Raw genomic sequence first — 17,578 nt, 5'->3', positions numbered from 1 at the left:
CATGCTCCGCCTAGACCATGTACGAGCGGGTTACGGCTCCACTCCGGTTCTCCACGAAGTCAGCCTGTCGCTGGACTCGGGAGAAATCGCGGCAGTCTTGGGCCGCAACGGCGCAGGTAAGACCACCCTGATGCGAGCCATCAGCGGCACTATTCCATGCACCGGCGGCAGCCTGAGCTTCGACCAGACCGATCTCTGCTCGCTCAGCGCATTCAAGCGAGCCCGCTTGGGCATCTCCCATGTACCCCAGGGACGGGATATCTTTCCGAAACTCACCGTTGCTGAGAACCTTCAAGTGGCTGCCTCGGCCTTCGGCAAGTCTCAGAGCGATGAGCTGGAAGGGGCATTCGAGCAATTCCCCATACTGGCCGAGAAGCGTAAGGCTCGCGGTGGGAGCTTGTCCGGGGGCCAGCAGCAAATACTCGCCCTCGCCCGTGCCCTGATGGCCCGGCCCAAGCTCTTGTTGCTCGACGAGCCATCCGAGGGAATCCAGCCATCAATTCTGGACGAAATCGCGACCACCGTGGAGCAGATCAACACACAGCGTGGTATAGCGGTGCTTGTGGTGGAACAGAATCTCGACTTCGCCGCCCGGGTCGCCCACCGGGGCCTGATTATGGACAAAGGCGAGATCGTCGAAGAGCTTGACATCACCGAGCTCAGCCGTGACAGGGAACTGCAACGAAGGTACATGGCTCTCTAGCCACTGGTGTGTGACCGACAAGACCATGCAAACAGACGGATAGCAAGGCCAACAGAAAGAAGATCAAGCCCATGAAGCTGTCATCCGACTCGGGGTCTACAGCAACACCGCTGCTGGAGGAGACCATCTCGGCCAACCTGGGCCGCACGGTGGAGGCTCACGGTGATCGGGATGCGCTGGTCTCTGTCGAGCAGGGTCTGCGCTACACCTACAACGAGTTCGCCGCCGCGGTTGACGAGGTGGCGGCGGGGTTGATGGGCATGGATGTGCAGGTGGGCGACCGGGTGGGGATTTGGAGTCCGAACTGCGCTGAGTGGGTGCTGGTGCAATACGCCACCGCCCGGATTGGCGCCATCTTGGTGACCATCAATCCGGCCTATCGGGTTGCCGAGTTGGAGTATGTGCTCAACCAGTCGGGCATCAGCGTGCTGGTGGCGGCGGAGGCGTTCTCCCACAGCGACTACCGCGGCATGGTCGAGGAGGTGTGGGACGGAGTTCCCGTCCGGCAGGTGGTGTACCTCCAGACCTCGGATTGGGAGGACTTGTTGGCCGTTGGCGAAGCGGTATCAGTCGATCAGCTCGAGGAGCGCTCTGCGGGACTCCACCCTGACGACCCGATCAATATCCAGTACACCAGCGGCACCACGGGGTTCCCCAAGGGGGCCACGCTGAGCCATCGCAACATCTTGAACAATGGCTTTTTCGTGGGAGAGGCCTGCGGGTACACCCCGGTCGACCGGGTGTGCATTCCGGTGCCGTTTTATCACTGCTTCGGCATGGTTTTGGGCAATCTGGCCTGCACCACCCACGGCGCCACGATGGTTATCCCCTCAGCAGGATTCGATGCCGCCGCCTCGCTGCGGGCCTGCGAGCAGGAGCGCTGCACCAGCCTCTACGGGGTGCCGACCATGTTCATCGCCGAGCTGGGCGAGCCTGACCTCGACAACTATGACCTGTCGTCGCTGCGCACCGGGATTATGGCCGGCTCACCTTGCCCGGTGGAGGTGATGAAGCAGGTGGTGGACCGGATGAACATGAGCGAGGTGACCATCGCCTACGGCATGACCGAGACCTCACCGGTTTCCACCCAGACCTCGGCCGACGATTCGCTGGACAAGCGGGTGTCCACGGTGGGGCGGGTTCATCCCCACGTGGAGGTCCGCATTGTGGATCCCGAGACCGGCGACACCGTGTCCCGAGGCCAGGCCGGTGAGTTTATGACCCGGGGCTATTCGGTGATGCTGGGTTACTGGGACGACGAGGCCCGCAGCACCGAGGCCATCGACGACCAGGGCTGGATGCACAGCGGTGACCTGGCCGTCATGGACGACGATGGGTACATCAACATCGTTGGGCGGATCAAGGACATGATCATCCGGGGCGGTGAGAACGTCTATCCCCGGGAGATCGAGGAGTATCTCTACCGTCATCCCGATGTGGTGGAAGTGCAGGTGATCGGAGTGCCCGATGCCCGATACGGCGAGGAGATCATGGCGTGGGTGCAGCTCCGGGACAGCGCCACCCTGGATGCCGACAACATTAAGGAGTTCTGCCGGGGCCAGATCGCCCACTACAAGGTCCCCCGCTATGTGAAGTTCACCGACGAGTTCCCCATGACCATCACCGGCAAGATTCAGAAGTACCTCATGCGGGAGCAGTCGATTGAAGAACTCGGTTTGGGCGACGCGGCCGGAGAGCGGCACGCATGACGACCTTCACCGACGAGCAGGAGGCGTTTCGCAACGTGGTGCGCGATTTCGCGGCTCGCGAGATCGCCCCGCACGCTGCCGATTGGGACCGCGACCACGTCTTTCCCACCGACACGGTGCGGGCGATGGGCGAGCTCGGCCTGTTCGGCCTGGTGTTCCCCGAGGAGTACGGGGGCGGCGATGCCGACTTCACCACGCTGTGCATTGCCATCGAGGAGATCGGCCGGGCCGATCAATCGATGGGGATCACCCTGGAGGCCGGGGTGAGCCTGGGAGCCAAGCCGATCTTCGACTACGGGACCGAGAGCCAAAAGCAGCAGTACCTTCCCGACCTGGTTGCCGGGCGGGCCCTGGGCGGATTCGGCCTCACCGAGCCCGGCGGGGGCTCCGACGCCGGGGCTACTCAGACCCGGGCCGAGCTCGACCGCTCGTCGGGATCACCGGAGTGGGTGATCAACGGGGCCAAGACGTTCATCACCAACTCGGGAACCGACATCACCAGCCTGGTCACCATCACGGCCCGCACCGACGAGGGCGTGTCGTCAATCATCGTCCCGTCGGGCACACCAGGCTTTGTGGTGGAGCCGGCCTATCGGAAGATGGGGTGGCATGCCTCCGACACCCACGGCCTGATATTCGACGACTGCCGGGTTCCCGAGGCGAATCTGCTGGGAGAACCGGGGCAGGGATTCCACCAGTTCCTGGCCACGCTCGACGATGGCCGCATCGCCATCGCCGCGCTGGCGGTGGGCCTCATCCAAGCCTGCTTAGACGAGTGCGCCGCATACGCCAATCAGCGTCAGTCTTTCGGAAGGCCCATTGCCAGTTACCAGGCCATCGCCTTCAAGTGCGCCGACATGGCGGTGGCCTCCGAGACCGCCCGGGAGGTGACCTACGCCGCGGCGGCCCGCAAAGACGCCGGGCTGCCGTTCAAGAAGCAGGCGGCCATCGCCAAGCTATATGCCACCGAAGCCGCCGTGTCGGCCACCCGGGAAGCCACCCAGATATTCGGCGGCTACGGCTTCATCGACGAGACCCCGGTATCTCGGTTCTACCGGGACGCCAAGATCCTGGAGATCGGCGAGGGCACCAGCGAGATCCAGCGCCTGGTCATCTCCCGCGAGCTCGGCCTGGCCGCCGACATCTAGTGGTGCGCTGACTACTCCTACCGATCTGGCTGTCTCTGTTAGAACTGGACTCCCCCAAACAACTCGGAGTCAGCAAAGCGATGGAACAAACCGGCCACTTGGAGCGCCCGGACTGGGTGCGGCGGATGAACTTGTTTGGGACCGCGGTGGGCGACCCGGCCCGCCTGGTGAGCTTGGATGCCGACGAGATGCTGGCGGTTGCGGTTGATTCGGTGGGGCTGTCGGACTTCGGCGACGAACCCGGCTGGGAGGCTGGCTACCGGGCGCTGTGCGATGCCCTGGACGAGAATGCCCAGCTGAATGTGGTGGGGCGGCTGAGCGCCCGGGGGGAGATCATTCGCAACCTGCAAAACCGGCTTCGTGTCGTTCACTACTGGCAGGCGAACCCCGAAACCCTGAAGGCCGAGATCGTCAGGCCGGTGTTCGTCTCCGGGCCGCCCCGCACCGGCACCACCATCCTGCTGGAGCTGTTGGCGCTGGACCCCAGATTGCGGGGGGTGCGGGGCTACGAGGCCCATTTCCCGCTGGGCACGCTTCCAGACACGGGGGCTGACGCGCTGGCGTGCAGCGAGCCTGAACAGGAGTTCTGGGCCGACATCCAGCCCGAGTTCATGACCATGCACGAGCTGCGCGGCGACCTGCCGGTGGAGTGCATCCACTTCTGCCAGCCCGAGTTCCGCAGTTGGCACTGGCCGATGATGCACTCCATCGGGGACCTTGCCGAACGGGGAGTGCCCTCCGACTTTCAGGCGGTGTACCGGTGGCACAAGAACTTCTTGCAGACCTTGCAGCACGTCGACGGCGCTCCGGCCCAGTTCCTGTTGAAGTCGCCCGCCCACATGGGCACGCTCCCGGATCTGTTTGCTGCCTACCCCGACGCTCGGGTGATTCTGACCCACCGCGACCCGGTCAGGTTCCTTGGATCGGTAGCCAATATCACCACCACCATGCACTGGATGCGAAGCGACGCGGTAACCCCAAGTGAAAACGGGCCGATCATGTTGTTCGTCTACCAGATGATGATGGACATGGTGATGGGCCAGCGGGCCTCGGGGGAGGTCCCCGACGACCAGATCGCCGACCTGTTGTTCCGCGACCTAATGAGCGACCCGGTGGCCGCGGTTCAGGCCGCCTACGACCGTCTCGGCTTGGAGTTCTCCCACGTGTTGGCCGACGCCATCCCCGCCTATCTGGCCGAGAAACCCAAGGACAAATTCGGCAAGCACGTCTACGACGCCGCCGCCCTCGGCCTCGACGAGTCCACCATCCGCGCCGGGTTCGCCGACTACATCGCCCACTACAACATCCCCCTCGAAGACTGAGGTGGACATGAAGCCGCTGGTCAGGGCGATCACCCATGTGCAGGTGGCAATCCCAGTGGGGGGCGAGGACAAGGCTAGGGCGTTCTATGGCGAGCTGCTGGGACTGGTCGAGGTGGCCAAGCCGCCTGAACTGGCCAAGCGAGGCGGATGCTGGTTCGAGCTGCCGGAAGGTACCTGCGGACAGTTGCACTTGGGGGTCGATCAGGACTTCCGCCCGGCAAAAAAGGCGCATGTGGCCTTCGTGTCCTCGGACGTGACGGGGCTCGCCAAGATGGCTCGATCCCAGGGTTACGAGGTGCTCGAGGTCCAGGACGACGAAACCGAACAGGTCTACATCTACGACCCGTTCGGGAACCGCTTAGAGTTCATGGCAAAGGAGTCGTCATGAGATTGCAGCTTGCTTTGAACGTGTCCGACCTCGATGAGGCGGTGGAGTTCTACTCCTGCCTCTTCGGCGTGGAGCCGGCCCGGCGTCGTCCGGGATACGCCAACTTCGCCATCGACCAACCGCCGCTAAAGCTGGTGCTATTCGAAGCCGGCAACGAGTGCAGCGACGACGAAGAATGCTTCAACGGCGCCGGGGGCACGATCAACCACCTCGGGGTGGAAGTGGAGACTGCTGCGGAGGTCCTAGACGCCGAGCGCCGTCTAAGCGGGTCGGGCCTCGACACCACCGGAGTGGACGACACCCAGTGCTGCTTCGCCGAGAAAACCGAAACCTGGGTCACCGACCCCGACGGCACCGCCTGGGAGTGGTACGTCCGCACCGGCGACAGCGAAGTCCTAGAGAACGTGGTAATCGCCAGTCGGAGCTGAGTACGACTCCGCATGTAGGCCACCGTGAGAGCTAACTAGCCGATATTGGCTTGATATCTGAACTAGCTCAGATATCCTGACTCTATGCAGGTTATCGAGCGCACTTTCACCGAGTTCCTCCGACAGCCCAAAGAGGTAGTGGCCAACCTCGCCCAGCACGACGTAGTGCTGCGCCGCCGCAACGCGCCCGACCTCTACCTCAGCCTCGCGGCTAGCGACCTCAGCCGGGCCAAGACCATCGAGTGTCTGGCCCGCCTCCTCTGCAAGATTTCCGCCGACTCCCCTGAGGCAATGGATGACGCCATTGAGGCCGCCTTCCCCTGGGTCGAATTCCTCTCGCCCGACGAGATTCGGAATTTCTCCGAGGACCTAACCCAGACGATTCTGGCCTCAGCCAGCGTCGAGAGCTTCAAACGAGTCGAACTCCTCATCGACTCCTGGAAGAACACGGCAGAGATCCTCAGCGACCCCGAACTCACCGCCCTGCTCACCACCCCCATCACGGTGACCGACGGCCGTCGCGTCATTCCTCCCCCGGCCGTCGAGTGACGCCCCGTCGCCGGGACCGAGTCGCCCCACCCCCGCACAAGGGCGGATGGGACTGCCGTTTCGCCAGCAATGATTGCCAGTCGGGGGCTGTTGCAGTATGAAGGACAAGCAGTGAGGAAAAAGATGAAACCCAACCCCCGGATGGGACTAAGCATCGCTCTCGGCGTCGGGATTGGTGCAGGCATAGGAGCGGCACTTGGAGACATCGGTGTCGGCATCGCAATTGGAGTTGGCGTGGGCGTAGCGATGGGGGCCGCTTTCATAAGACGACCTGAAAAGGGCTAGGAGTCACACCAGCTGAATTTGATGTTGGCCGTCGGTGAGTAGCTGGAATATTGCTCGCCCATCTCTTGGAATTTAGGCAGTATGGGTGTGTGAAAACGACGATCGACATCAACGACATGCTGCTGGAGCGGGCCAAGCGTCATGCCAAGGACACTGGTCAAACACTGCGTTCCGTGGTCGAGGACGGGCTGCGACAAGTGCTCTCTCAGCCAAAATCGGCGAAGCCCTACAAGTTAGAGGATCACAGCTACGGCGACCCTGACGGTCCCAATCCACTGGAGAGCTACACCTGGTCTGAATTGCGGGACCTGATCTATGAAGGCAGAGGAGCCTGACGCGATTAGCGAGCTTCCAATTCAGCAGAGTCTGCTGGGAATGCGACAACCGGCACCCGAGGCTGAGTCTGACCTGAGCCAATTAGGGTCTGGTCTGATGTTTTGCATGCATTGTGGCCATGCGCTGGCCGACCTTCCACACACGTGCTGCCCAGCGTGCAACGAACCACACTGGCTTAACCCCAAGCCGAGCGCCTCTGCGCTGGTGATCCACAACAATGCTATTCTCCTCGTGAAGCGGGCCAGTGAACCCTGGAGAGGCGCGTGGGACATTCCTGGCGGATTCTGCGATCCCGCCGAGCATCCCGAGGCAACCGCTATCCGTGAGGTGCGCGAAGAGGTGGGTCTCGACATCACGATCACTGGATTCCTAGGGATTTGGATGGATGTGTATCCAGATCAGCCAGGTACAGCCGGGGAACGGCCAGTCGAGTCAACACTGAACATCTATTACATGGCCCGGGCAACTCACCCTGGCCATCTTGATGTCAACCCTTCCGAGGTGAGTGAGGCACGCTACTTCCAGAATTGGGAGCTGCCAGACACACTGGCGTTTCCCGACCACATCAGCCCGGTGCTCGAAGCCTGGAAGACCGCTGCTGCCGATAGAGATTCGATGGTTGTTGAACCCAGCACGGCCAATTGATGTCTTAGCCAGAACCGAATCGGGAAGCTCCTAGAGTTCCTCTGCGCGGCGCGACGCAAGAATCATGCCGGACGATGCGTTCAACTCGACTGCGGTCAGACGAGGGTCAGTCATCAGCGCCTTTCGGACAGCCTCAACCGTTGAGCGATCGTGTGAAGAGCCATAGTGAGAGTTGTCCATATCGTCGACAAGAAGCAGAGCCCGTGGTGCAAGGGCTGAAATTGTGAGTTCAAGGCCGGTCCACTTTCCCGCCTCAGCGTCAGCGAAGATCAGATCGAACTGCCCCAGGGTTGGAAGTAAAGCCTCAATGTCGCCCTCCACTATTGATGCGTGGGAAGGAAGATCCGCCTCAGCAAGCGACGCGACCCGCTCGGCATCCCGCTCTATGGTCACGACTTCGACGTCGATCCGTGAGCCGAGCCCAGTCAAGATCCACGCCAGTCCCACGCCAAACCCCGTCCCGAGTTCAAGAATGCGACCGCTGGGCGGAGTAGTTGTAGCCAGGAATGAAAGCAGTTCCCCCACGCCCTGTTGGCACGAGTGACCGAAGTCGTGTTCGGCAGCCCTCATCTCAGCTGCGGCAACAAGCGGCGGCACCGGCTTCACAATTCGACCCCGATTCCCGACAAGGACATCCAGGATAAGTTGATTGATTCGAGGGTCTGGAGTGAATTCACGTTGAAGACGGGTGGAAGTGCCGCGGTAGGCGCCGATGATTCGATTTCGGCACGAGGATCGAACTAGTCCAATTCAAGTCGGACCCCTGCTCAGACAAGCTGTCACTGGTCGTCGATATTGTACTCGGCATGGCAATTGAGGTTGTGACCAGGGATTTTGAGGTCGCTTTGCAGATTCCGGAGACGGACCCGGCGGGTATGTCGGAGACGCAACGGCGAGACGCTCTGTCCTCGGTTCGGCGTGCTGAGGCCCGACTGGCCGGATGGAGAGTACGCCTCATCAACGCCGAGCGTGATCAGCTTGGTAAGGGTGCTGCGGAGATGGCGGCGCGGGACGAACTCCAGGTTTCCAAGCGGGAGGCCAAGCGCGAGGTGGAGACCGCTGCCAGTTTGACGGGGTTGGCTGAGACTTGGAAGGCGTTGGAGTCCGGCGAGATCCCGCAGAAGCATGCATGGCTGATCGCCAAGGCTTCATGGGAGGGACCCATTGATGAAGCTGTGTTGGCCGAGGCGGCCAAGCATGAGCCCTACGACCAGTTTGCCCGCACAGTGCGCAAAGAACAGCGAGAGCACTCCGAAGACGACGGGCAGTCGATCCTCGACAAGCAGTGCAAGAACCGCACCGGCCGGTTCTTTGAGAGCCGGGAAGACGGCATGTTTGTTCTTTCCGGAGAGTTCGACCCAATCACCGGGAACCGGCTTGCCCTGGCCATTTCCGACAAGGAGCGGGAGCTGTGGCGTGAAGAAGACCCCAAAAATCGCCGGACACCGCAGCAGCGAGTGGCCGACGCCTTGGCCGAGTTGATCTTGGAGCCGAAGTCGGGCCAGAGGCCACGAACGGCACTGTTGGTGATTGCCGACTACGACATGGTCCACCGGGAGTTAGTCAACGCCAGATTGTGCGACGGAACACCTATTCCGATGGGAGAGTTGCGGCGGCTGGCCTGCGACGCCGACATCCTGCCTGGTGTGTTTCGAGCCAAGACCCAAAAGTTGTGGCTGGGTCGCAAGCGGCGAATTGCCACCGAGGCCCAGCGAGCGGCCTTGGCATTGCGAGACAAGGGGTGCATCGGCTGCGACGCAAATCCAGCCTGGTGCCAGGCCCACCACATTCAGCCCTGGTCCTGGGGTGGGCCGACAAACCTCGACAACTTGGTGCTGGTCTGCGCCCGCTGCCATCACAACATCCACGACGATGGCTGGCAGGTCATCAAGTGCCCTGATTCGGGGCGTTATGAGCTTCACCAACCACCAGACCCCTTCCCTGATGCAGGCGTGGATGCTCACAGGCCGCCCCAGCGCAATCCCGTGCTGCTCAACTGAGCACCGCCCGACCACAGGGCAAACCGGCAATGCCCGCGGCAATATCTCTTGGGACTCTTTGCCAGGAGACCAAAGACGACCAAGCCGGAATTCGCACCTTGACAACTGAATATGAGTTGGCAACCCGAAGAGGGCGGCTCAGGCGCCCGGCTTCCGCGGCCCTACTCCTGGAGGTGTCAGCGTTGCTGGGACGGCAGCTCCGGGGTCCAGTTCTTGCAGCCCTACACCAGGTTTTCAACGAAGCCTTCTAGTTGGCGGAGGTTGCGGACTTCGAAGACTCCGTCGCAGTGGACGCCGTATTCGGAGACGATGGAGTCGCCGGTGTCCCAGTAGGCGCCGGGCTCGGGGTTGAGCCAGAAGACTTTGCGGGCCCGGTGCTCGATCTCCTTGAGGATCCAGGCCTGGGAGGCGTGGTAGTTGTTGCGGGCGTCGCCCAGGATCATCACCGTGGTCTTGGGGCCGACGTCTTTGCCGTAGCGCTCCCAGAACACCTCGAAGGCGTGGCCGTAGTCGGAGTGGCCGTCCACCCACACCACGTCGGCCTCAGCGTTGACTCGGTGGACGGCTTCGCCGATGTCGTCCACCCCCTCGAAGAAGCCGGTCACCTCGTCGAGGCCGTCGATGAACACGAATGAGCGCACCTTGGAGAACTGGTTGCTGATGGCGTACACCAGATGCAGGGTGAACCGGGCGAAGGCGGCCACCGAGCCGCTCACGTCGGCCACCACCATGATCTCGGGTTTGGCCGGGCGGGGATAACGGAATTTGGGCTCGGCCGGCACACCGCCGTAGGAGAGCGAGTGGCGCATGGTGTTGCGGAAGTCCAGCGGGCCCTTGCGGCCGTGGCGCCGCTTGCGGGCCAGCCGCACGGCCAGCTTGCGGGTTAGCGGGTAGATGGCCCGGCGCAGGGCCATCATCTCCTCCCGGCTGGCGTGCATGAAGTCCACATCTTCGGGCAGGGGTTTGCGGAGGGTCTTGGCCATGGCCTCCACCCCTCGGTCGGCCACCAGCCGGCGGCGGATCTCGGCCTCCACCTCTTTGCGAAGCTGGTCGACCCGGGCCTCGAACTCGTCGCGTTCTAGCCGCTCCTCGAGGGGGGTGAGATCGCCGGGGGCATCTTGGCGGGCCTGGTCCATCAAGCGCTCCAGCACGCCGTCGAGGTCGAGGTTCCGCAGCGTTCGGTACAGGTAGTAGGTGCCGCCTACCGGCCGGCCGGGCTCCATGCCGGCGTAGCGCTGCACCGCTTGGCGGGCGATGGCCCGCATTAGGGCGTCGTCGCCCCGCATCAAGGCTTGGAACAGCATCTCGGCCAGTTGCTCGGCCGACATGGCCTCGCCGCCGCCCCCGCCCTGGCGTTGCTGCTGGCCGTCTAACCCGTCGACGAAATCGGACAGGTCCATGCCCTCGGGCCACTCCCCGTCCACCAGGTCGTACTCGGCGCCCCGCAGCGAGAAGTACACCTCGAACACCGTCTCGAACGCCCGCCAGTGGGCGTGGTTCTTCACCAGGGTGGCGGCCAGGGCGTACTTGAACGCATCCCGATCCTCGATCGGGATGTGCTGGATGGCCTCCATGGCGTCCAGGTTCTCGGTGAGGCTTACCGGTAGCCCCGCGGCCCGCAGCTCAGAGATGAACCCGGCCAACAGCGCCAGCAGCGGTGAGGTGGCGGGCTCGACTTTCATGGCCTGGGTCAGCTGATGAGCGTCATGGGGTTGCGACCGGAGCGACAAAGTCCTCGTCGGACGAGGCGAACTCCTTGAGCGCCTTTTCGATGTCGCTGCGGTACTTCAGCAGGATGTTCACCGTCTCGGCCGCGGTGTCGGCGTCGATGTGCTCCACCCCCAGCAGTACCAGCGTGCGAGCCCAATCCAAGGTCTCCGACACCGACGGCGCCTTCTTCAGCTCGATCTGGCGCACCGACCGCACAATGCGGGCCACCTGGTCGGCCAGGCTCTCGCCCACGCCGGGCACCTTGGCCAGCACGATCTCCTTCTCCCGGTCCAGATCGGGATAGTCGATGTGCAAGAACAGGCACCGACGCTTGAGGGCTTCCGAGAGCTCCCGGGTGTTGTTGGAGGTGAGGAACACCAGTGGGATTTGGCTGGCCGCGACCGTGCCCAGCTCGGGGATGGATACCTGGTAGTCGGACAGGATCTCCAGCAGCAGCGCCTCGGTCTCGATCTCCACCCGATCCACTTCGTCGATGAGCAGCACCACCGGATCGGACGAGCGGATGGCCTCCAGCAGCGGCCGGGTCAAAAGGAACTCCTCGGAGAACAAGTCGTCCTCGATCTGCTGCCACATGCCCTCGCCCTCGGGATCCTCGCCCTGGCGCTCGGCCTGGATTCTCAGGAGCTGCTTCTTGTAGTTCCACTCGTACAGGGCCTTTGACTCGTCGAGACCCTCATAGCACTGGAGGCGAATGAGCCGGGCCCCGGTGGCTTCGGCCACGCTCTTGGCCAACTGGGTCTTGCCCGTGCCCGCCGGGCCTTCCACGAGCACCGGCTTCTGCAGGCGCTCGGCCAGATAGACCACCCCGGCGATGCCTTCGTCGGCCAGATACTGCACATCGCTCAGGCCCTTGCGCACCGAGTCGACGTCAGCAAAGGAGAAATTCATGATTGAAGGGTATGCCTCGCCCGTTCTAGCCCCGAAATCAGTAAGGCCCTAGCCCCGCACCTGGCCCTCACCGCGGACCACGTATTTGGTGGTGGTGAGCTGGCGCAGGCCCATCGGCCCCCGAGCGTGCAGTTTCTGGGTGCTGATGCCGATCTCGGCACCGAAGCCGAACTCCTCGCCGTCGACGAACCGAGTAGAGGCGTTGACCAGCACCGCAGCGGCGTCCACCTCGGTGCAGAACCGGTCGGCGGCCTCCAGATCGGCGGTGATGATGGCTTCGCTGTGACCGCTGCCGGTGTCGTTCACATGGGCGATGGCCTCATCCAGGCTGTCCACCACCTTCACCGAAAGCTTCAGGTCCAAGAACTCGGTGAAGTAGTCGGCCTCGGTCGCTACGCCGATGCGGTCTGAACCCAGGATGGCCCGGGCCGACTCGTCGCCCACCAGCTCCACTCCGGCCAGGTCGTCGGCCAGCGGGGGCAGCAACTCGTCCGCCACCGACCGGTGTACCACTAGGGACTCGGCCGCGTTGCACACCGACGGGCGCTGGGTCTTGGCGTTCACCACGATGCGCCGGGCCATGTCCAGATCGGCTGAGGCGTCGACGTATACGTGGCAGTTGCCGTCGCCGTCGATCACATAGGGCACAGTGGCGTTGTCCAGGATGGAGGCGATGAGGCCGGGACCGCCTCGGGGGATGAGGCAGTCGATGCTGTCTCGGAGCTGCATGAACTCAGCCGCGGCGGCATGGCTGGTGTCGGACACCAGCACTAGGGCGTCGCTGGGCAGCCCGGCTTTCTCGTAGGCATCTCGCATCACGCTGGCAATGGCCAAGTTGGAGCCCAGCGCGCTGGATGACCCCCGCAAGAAAGCAGCGTTGCCCGACTTGAGGCACAGCCCGGCCGCGTCGCTGGTCACGTTGGGGCGGCTCTCGTACACGATGGCCACCACGCCCAGCGGCACCCGCACCTGGCTGATCCGCAGGCCGGAGGGCACCACCCAGCCTCCGACGATCTCCCCCACCGGGTCGGCCAGGCCGGCCACCTTGCGCAAACCCCCGGCCATTCCCTCCAGCCGGGAGTCGGTCAGCCGAAGGCGGTCGACCAGCGTGGGGCTCATTCCTGCCGCAGTGGCCGACTCCACGTCGGCCTGGTTGGCCTCCAGCAAATCGTCGCGGGCCTGCTCCAGTTGGTCGGCGGCCAGCAACAGCGCATGGTTCTTGGTCTCGGTGTCGGCGGTGGCCAGAACCCGGGCCGCGGCCTTGGCCCGGTCGGCCAGCTCGGCCATGGGTGTATCAGCGCTCACCGCGCGAGCGTACCCGACTGCGCCTATTGCTCCGGTAGCGTGTTTTGGCATTCCAGCGGATCAACAGCGACTTGACGGCCCAGACGACTCCACGCGCTCCAGCGGCAAGGGGGCGATCCTGGTGGGGGCGGGCATTTTCCTTTCCCGCGTCTCCGGCATCGGCCGGGAGGTGGCCGTGGCCGCGTTCATCGGCGCAGGCCGCGTGGGCGACGCTTACCGGGCCGCCCTGACCATCCCCCGCCTGCTCCAGAACCTGCTGGGAGAGGGGGTGCTGTCGGCCTCGTTCATTCCGATCTATTCGCAACTGGTTGAGCAGGGACGGCGCAAGGACGCCGGTCGGCTGGCCGGAGCGGTGTTCGGGCTGCTCGCCGTGATCACCGGACTGGTCGTGCTGGCCGGATGGGTGCTGGCCAAGCCGCTGGTGTCGCTGCTTCTGTGGCGCCTGTCAGACGACACCGCTGATCTGACCGTCGAACTCGTCAGAGTCATGTTCGCCGGAATCGGCTTCATTGTGCTGGCCGCGTGGGCGCTGGGGGTCTTGAACGCCCACCGCCGGTTCTTTCTGTCCTATGCCGCCCCGGTGATCTGGAACGTCGCCCAAGTGGCGTTCATGGTGGGGGCCTGGCTGGTGTGGCACAACGTGGATCCCGCGACCCGGGCTTCCGACATCGCCAGAATGGCCGCCTGGGGAGTGGTGCTGGGCGGGGCGCTCCAATTCTTGGTGCAGGTGCCGCTGGTGCTCCGGCTGGTCCCGACATTGCGGCTCAGCCTGAACTGGCGGCGCCCCGATGTCGGGGTGGTGCTCAACCGGTTCGGGCCCGCGCTGATCGGTCGGGGTGTGGTGCAGGTGTCGGCCTATGTGGACTTGATCCTCGCCGGGCTGCTGGCCGGGGGGGCGATCGCGGCTTTGGGGTTCGCCCAGGTGATCTACTTTTTGCCCATCAGCCTGTTCGCCATGAGCGTGGCGGCCAGCGACCTGCCGGAGATGGCCCGCGAGCAGGACGACCCCGAGGCACTGGTGCGGCGACTGCAAACCGGGCTGGACCGCATCGGGTTCTATGTTCTGTTCTCCGCGGTGGCGTTCATCACCCTGGGCGGGCTGATTGTGGGAGCTCTGTTGGAGCGGGGGCAGTTCAACGGCGACCAGACCGTGCAGGTGTGGTGGATCCTGGCCGCCTACAGCCTGGGACTAGTGGCCTCGGCTTCGTCACGCCTGCTGCAAAACGCCTGCTTCGCCGCCGGCGACGCCAAGGGCCCGGCCCGGGTGGCGGTGGTACGGGTGGCATTGGCTGCTGCGGTAGGAGTGGTGCTGATGTTCAGCTTCGACTCCTACGCGGTGATCAACGGCAGCGTGGAGCGCCTCGGCGACTTCAAGGTGCTGTCGCCGCTGTCGGATGCCGAGCGGGCCGACGGCGCGGTGCGGCTGGGTGCGGTGGGCCTGGCCCTGGGCAGCACGGTGGCCGCATGGCTGGAATACGGCATCTTGCGCCATCGGGTCCGCTACCTTTTGCGCCGCCGCCGTCCGGTGCGGGGTCCGACGGGGCGCCTGGCCGTTGCCGCCCTGTCGGCCGCGGTACTGGGCGGTGTACTGGCCTGGGGGCTGGAGCCTTTGCCGCTGCTGGTGGCCGCTCCGGTGGCCTTGCTGGTAACCGGAGGGATCTACGTCGTGTTGGGCCGAGGCTCGGGGGTGGCTGCCGCCGAAGAGGCCGCAAACTTGATGGAGCGGGCTTTGGCCCAGGTCACCAAGGCAGCACGGTCAAAGAATCGCGGTGAATGACCTCGTCGGGCGCGCCGGCAGGCAGCGCGTCGGAGCGCAAGCCCACCACCGAGTCCATGTCGTCTGAGGAGACCTCCATCAGGCCGCGGGCAAAGACCTGATCGTCGGGCCCCCGGACATCCACCGCATCGCCCGGCTGGAAGGCGCCTTCGAAGCGGTTAATGCCGATGGCCAGAAGCGAGGCCCCCCGCTCCACCATTGCTCGGCGGGCGCCAGCATCCACCCACACGGTGCCGGAGGGCACCATGGCGAACCCGATCCACAGCTTGCGGGCACTCAACCGCCGGGGCTGGGCAGCCACGGTCGTTCCGGCTCCCGGGCTGTGGTCCAGCGCGTCGGCCACCACTTGGTCGCGATCAGCGGCCGCGATCACCGTCCGTACCCCCGACAGGCTGGCAATTCGGGCCGCGGCCAGCTTCGAGGACATGCCGCCGCTTCCCCGGTCGGTGCCTGCCCCGCCCGCCGCTGCGGCCAACTCATCCAGCAGGCTTAGATCGGTGATCTCCTCCACGACCCGGGTCTCATCATTCGAGCGGGGATCGGCAGTATGGACTCCCTCGGTGTCGGTCAAAAGCACCAGCAACTCCGCCCCCACCATGTGGGCCACCAAGGCCGAAATGCGATCGTTGTCCCCCCAGCGGATGGCGTCGTCGGCCACCGCATCGTTCTCGTTGACAATGGGCACCACCCCCAGCTTCAGCAGCCGGTTGAGCGTGCGCTGGGCGTGCAGATACTGCGGGCGCTCCAGGAAGTCCCGGGGGGCCAGCAGCACCTGGCCGCAAATCAGGCCATAGCTGTCCAAGCACTCCTGGTACAGGGACATCAGCCTGCTCTGGCCCACCGCGGAGAGCGCTTGCAGGGTGACCGAGTCCCGGGGGCGGCCCTGTTCGAAGCCCAGCACCGGCAATCCGGCGCCGATCGCCCCCGAGCTGACCACCACGGCCTGATGCCCATCTGCTATCGCGGCGGCCACTTCGCGGCTCAGCTTGGCCACGGCGTCTGACTTGATGGTCCCATCGACCTCGGTGATCGAGGACGTACCGATTTTCACCACGACAATCACGACGACACCTCTTCGCTGAAATACTCGTCATCATCGTGATATTCGAATTCGAAGTCGCCGATCCGGGCGGTATCACCTGATTTGATCCCGGCTCGGGCCAGGGCCCGATTCACCCCCAGCCTCTCCAGGCGCTGGCGAGCGAATTCCCACGCCCCGGGGGCGTTGAGGTCGGACAATGCCACCGTGCGCTCGGCCGATCGGCCCACCACAACGTAGGCGCCGTCATCAGCCCGCTCCACCCTGATCCCCTCGGGTACGGGCCGGTGGACAACCACCTCTTCTGAGCGCCCCGCACCTTGGGCCATAGAGCCCTGGGCTCGGGCCTCCCGCACGGCATCGGCCATGAGCCTGATCAGCTCAGGCAGGCCCGTCCCGGTCACCGCAGAAATGCACAAGGCCCCGGGCGGGGGGTCCAGATGGCCCACATCGGCTCTTGAGCCCACCACGATCCGAGGCCGCTCCAGCAGCTCAGGGCGGTAGGCGCCCAATTCCTCCAGCAGCACCCGCTCCTGCTCGGCGGGCGAGACCTCCTCCACCGAAGCCAGGTCTACCAGCACCACCAAGACCCGAGCCCGCTCGGTGTGGCGCAAAAAGCGATGGCCAAGACCGCGGCCATCGCTGGCCCCGGCGATAAGGCCGGGAATGTCGGCCACCACCATCTCAAAGTCGTCGCCAGTGATGTCGCCAGTGCGTACCACTCCCAAGTTGGGTTCGAGGGTGGTGAACGGGTAATCGGCGATTTTGGGACGGGCCGCAGAGATGCGGGAGATCAGCGTGCTCTTGCCCGCGTTGGGAAAGCCGATCAACGCCACATCGGCCAGTAGCTTAAGCTCCAGCCTCAGCCAGTGCTGCTCCCCGGCCTCGCCCTGCTCGGCAAACGCCGGCGCCCGGTTCTGATGGGTGGAAAAGCGGGCATTGCCCTGACCCCCCTGGCCTCCGGAGGCGGCCAGCCAGCGAACCCCGTCGGCCGCGAGATCGGCGAGCGGTTCCCCGCCCTGGTCTTTCACCGAGGTTCCCACCGGAACCCGCACGATGGCGTCATCGCCCGATGCTCCGTGGCGGCGCTTGCCCTGACCATGGCGGCCGTTGCCCGCCCGGCGATGGGGGTGGTCCTTGAACGCGATCAGCGAGGCCACATTGTGATCGGCCACCAGCCAGACGCCGCCGCCGTCGCCGCCGTCACCGCCGTCGGGGCCGCCTTTGGCCACATGAGCCTCGCGGCGAAACGAGACGCATCCGGCACCGCCGTCGCCAGCCCGCACGTTCAGGCCGCATTCGTCTACGAACTGGGACATCGCATC

17 protein-coding genes are annotated in these 17,578 nt (G+C 64.4%); 11 read left to right on the top strand and 6 right to left on the bottom strand.

The genetic code is table 11. The features are described 5' to 3' along the window. Position 1: 1 nt before the first annotated feature. The 9 genes from ACOGJC_RS14215 to ACOGJC_RS14175 all read left to right on the top strand — a co-directional run bounded on the left by ACOGJC_RS14215 (position 2) and on the right by ACOGJC_RS14175 (position 7,513). The gene (locus ACOGJC_RS14215) at positions 2-703 is read left to right on the top strand and encodes an ABC transporter ATP-binding protein (protein WP_419845653.1); all 702 of its coding nucleotides are present in this window, start codon (positions 2-4) and stop codon (positions 701-703) included. 71 nt (positions 704-774) lie between these two features. Further along, on the top strand, positions 775-2,412 hold the full coding sequence (locus ACOGJC_RS14210; protein WP_419845652.1) for an AMP-binding protein: 1,638 nt from the start codon (positions 775-777) through the stop codon (positions 2,410-2,412). Continuing rightward, a complete protein-coding gene (locus ACOGJC_RS14205) occupies positions 2,409-3,560 on the top strand; it encodes an acyl-CoA dehydrogenase family protein (RefSeq protein ID WP_419845651.1) in 1,152 nt (383 codons plus the stop codon). Before ACOGJC_RS14210 ends, ACOGJC_RS14205 begins: the two co-directional genes overlap by 4 nt. 125 nt (positions 3,561-3,685) lie before the next feature. Then, entirely contained in the window at positions 3,686-4,882 is a 1,197-nt protein-coding gene (locus ACOGJC_RS14200) for a sulfotransferase family protein (protein ID WP_419845650.1), read from the top strand. Positions 4,883-4,889: 7 nt separating this feature from the next. Further along, positions 4,890-5,270: a VOC family protein gene (locus ACOGJC_RS14195; RefSeq protein WP_419845649.1), complete on the top strand. Its 381-nt coding sequence runs from the start codon at positions 4,890-4,892 to the stop codon at positions 5,268-5,270. Continuing rightward, a complete protein-coding gene (locus tag ACOGJC_RS14190) occupies positions 5,267-5,698 on the top strand; it encodes an ArsI/CadI family heavy metal resistance metalloenzyme (protein WP_419845648.1) in 432 nt (143 codons plus the stop codon). Before ACOGJC_RS14195 ends, ACOGJC_RS14190 begins: the two co-directional genes overlap by 4 nt. An 84-nt stretch (positions 5,699-5,782) precedes the next feature. Then, complete coding sequence (locus ACOGJC_RS14185; RefSeq protein WP_419845647.1) at positions 5,783-6,247, top strand: hypothetical protein; 465 nt, start codon at positions 5,783-5,785, stop codon at positions 6,245-6,247. Positions 6,248-6,621: 374 nt separating this feature from the next. After that, positions 6,622-6,867: a type II toxin-antitoxin system VapB family antitoxin gene (locus ACOGJC_RS14180; protein WP_419845646.1), complete on the top strand. Its 246-nt coding sequence runs from the start codon at positions 6,622-6,624 to the stop codon at positions 6,865-6,867. After that, on the top strand, positions 6,848-7,513 hold the full coding sequence (locus ACOGJC_RS14175) for an NUDIX hydrolase (protein WP_419845645.1): 666 nt from the start codon (positions 6,848-6,850) through the stop codon (positions 7,511-7,513). Before ACOGJC_RS14180 ends, ACOGJC_RS14175 begins: the two co-directional genes overlap by 20 nt. Before the next feature lie 30 nt (positions 7,514-7,543). Here ACOGJC_RS14175 and ACOGJC_RS14170 read toward each other — a convergent pair whose 3' ends face one another. Then, positions 7,544-8,119 (bottom strand): O-methyltransferase, encoded by a 576-nt coding sequence (locus tag ACOGJC_RS14170; protein ID WP_419845644.1) that lies wholly within the window; start codon positions 8,117-8,119, stop codon positions 7,544-7,546. Positions 8,120-8,319: 200 nt separating this feature from the next. Between ACOGJC_RS14170 and ACOGJC_RS14165 the strand changes: the two genes are divergently transcribed. After that, complete coding sequence (locus ACOGJC_RS14165; RefSeq protein WP_419845643.1) at positions 8,320-9,513, top strand: DUF222 domain-containing protein; 1,194 nt, start codon at positions 8,320-8,322, stop codon at positions 9,511-9,513. Between the two features lie 221 nt (positions 9,514-9,734). Here ACOGJC_RS14165 and ACOGJC_RS14160 read toward each other — a convergent pair whose 3' ends face one another. Genes ACOGJC_RS14160 through ACOGJC_RS14150 form a run of 3 tightly spaced genes read right to left on the bottom strand, consistent with a single transcriptional unit; the run spans position 9,735 to position 13,437 of the window. Next, entirely contained in the window at positions 9,735-11,195 is a 1,461-nt protein-coding gene (locus ACOGJC_RS14160) for a VWA domain-containing protein (protein WP_419845642.1), read from the bottom strand. Positions 11,196-11,217: 22 nt separating this feature from the next. Further along, on the bottom strand, positions 11,218-12,132 hold the full coding sequence (locus ACOGJC_RS14155; protein ID WP_419845641.1) for an AAA family ATPase: 915 nt from the start codon (positions 12,130-12,132) through the stop codon (positions 11,218-11,220). 48 nt (positions 12,133-12,180) lie between these two features. After that, the gene (locus ACOGJC_RS14150) at positions 12,181-13,437 is read right to left on the bottom strand and encodes a glutamate-5-semialdehyde dehydrogenase (RefSeq protein ID WP_419845640.1); all 1,257 of its coding nucleotides are present in this window, start codon (positions 13,435-13,437) and stop codon (positions 12,181-12,183) included. Between ACOGJC_RS14150 and murJ the strand changes: the two genes are divergently transcribed. Further along, on the top strand, positions 13,418-15,214 hold the full coding sequence (murJ, locus tag ACOGJC_RS14145; protein ID WP_419848246.1) for a murein biosynthesis integral membrane protein MurJ: 1,797 nt from the start codon (positions 13,418-13,420) through the stop codon (positions 15,212-15,214). The two genes, ACOGJC_RS14150 and murJ, sit on opposite strands and share 20 nt — an antisense overlap. Here the strand turns inward: murJ and proB are convergent. Then, on the bottom strand, positions 15,177-16,277 hold the full coding sequence (gene proB / locus ACOGJC_RS14140) for a glutamate 5-kinase (RefSeq protein WP_419845639.1): 1,101 nt from the start codon (positions 16,275-16,277) through the stop codon (positions 15,177-15,179). The genes murJ and proB overlap by 38 nt on opposite strands. Beyond that, positions 16,274-17,572, bottom strand: coding sequence for a GTPase ObgE (gene obgE, locus ACOGJC_RS14135; protein WP_419845638.1), 1,299 nt, complete (start codon positions 17,570-17,572; stop codon positions 16,274-16,276). The genes proB and obgE overlap by 4 nt, the downstream gene beginning before the upstream one ends. Between the last annotated feature and the right edge of the window lie 6 nt (positions 17,573-17,578).

Origin of the sequence: Candidatus Poriferisocius sp. (assembly GCF_965204015.1) — a bacterium.
In the GTDB taxonomy this organism is placed as follows: domain Bacteria; phylum Actinomycetota; class Acidimicrobiia; order Acidimicrobiales; family Bin134; genus Poriferisocius.
Note: the sequence above shows the minus strand (reverse complement) of the source record. Positions and strands in the feature narration are given on the sequence as shown.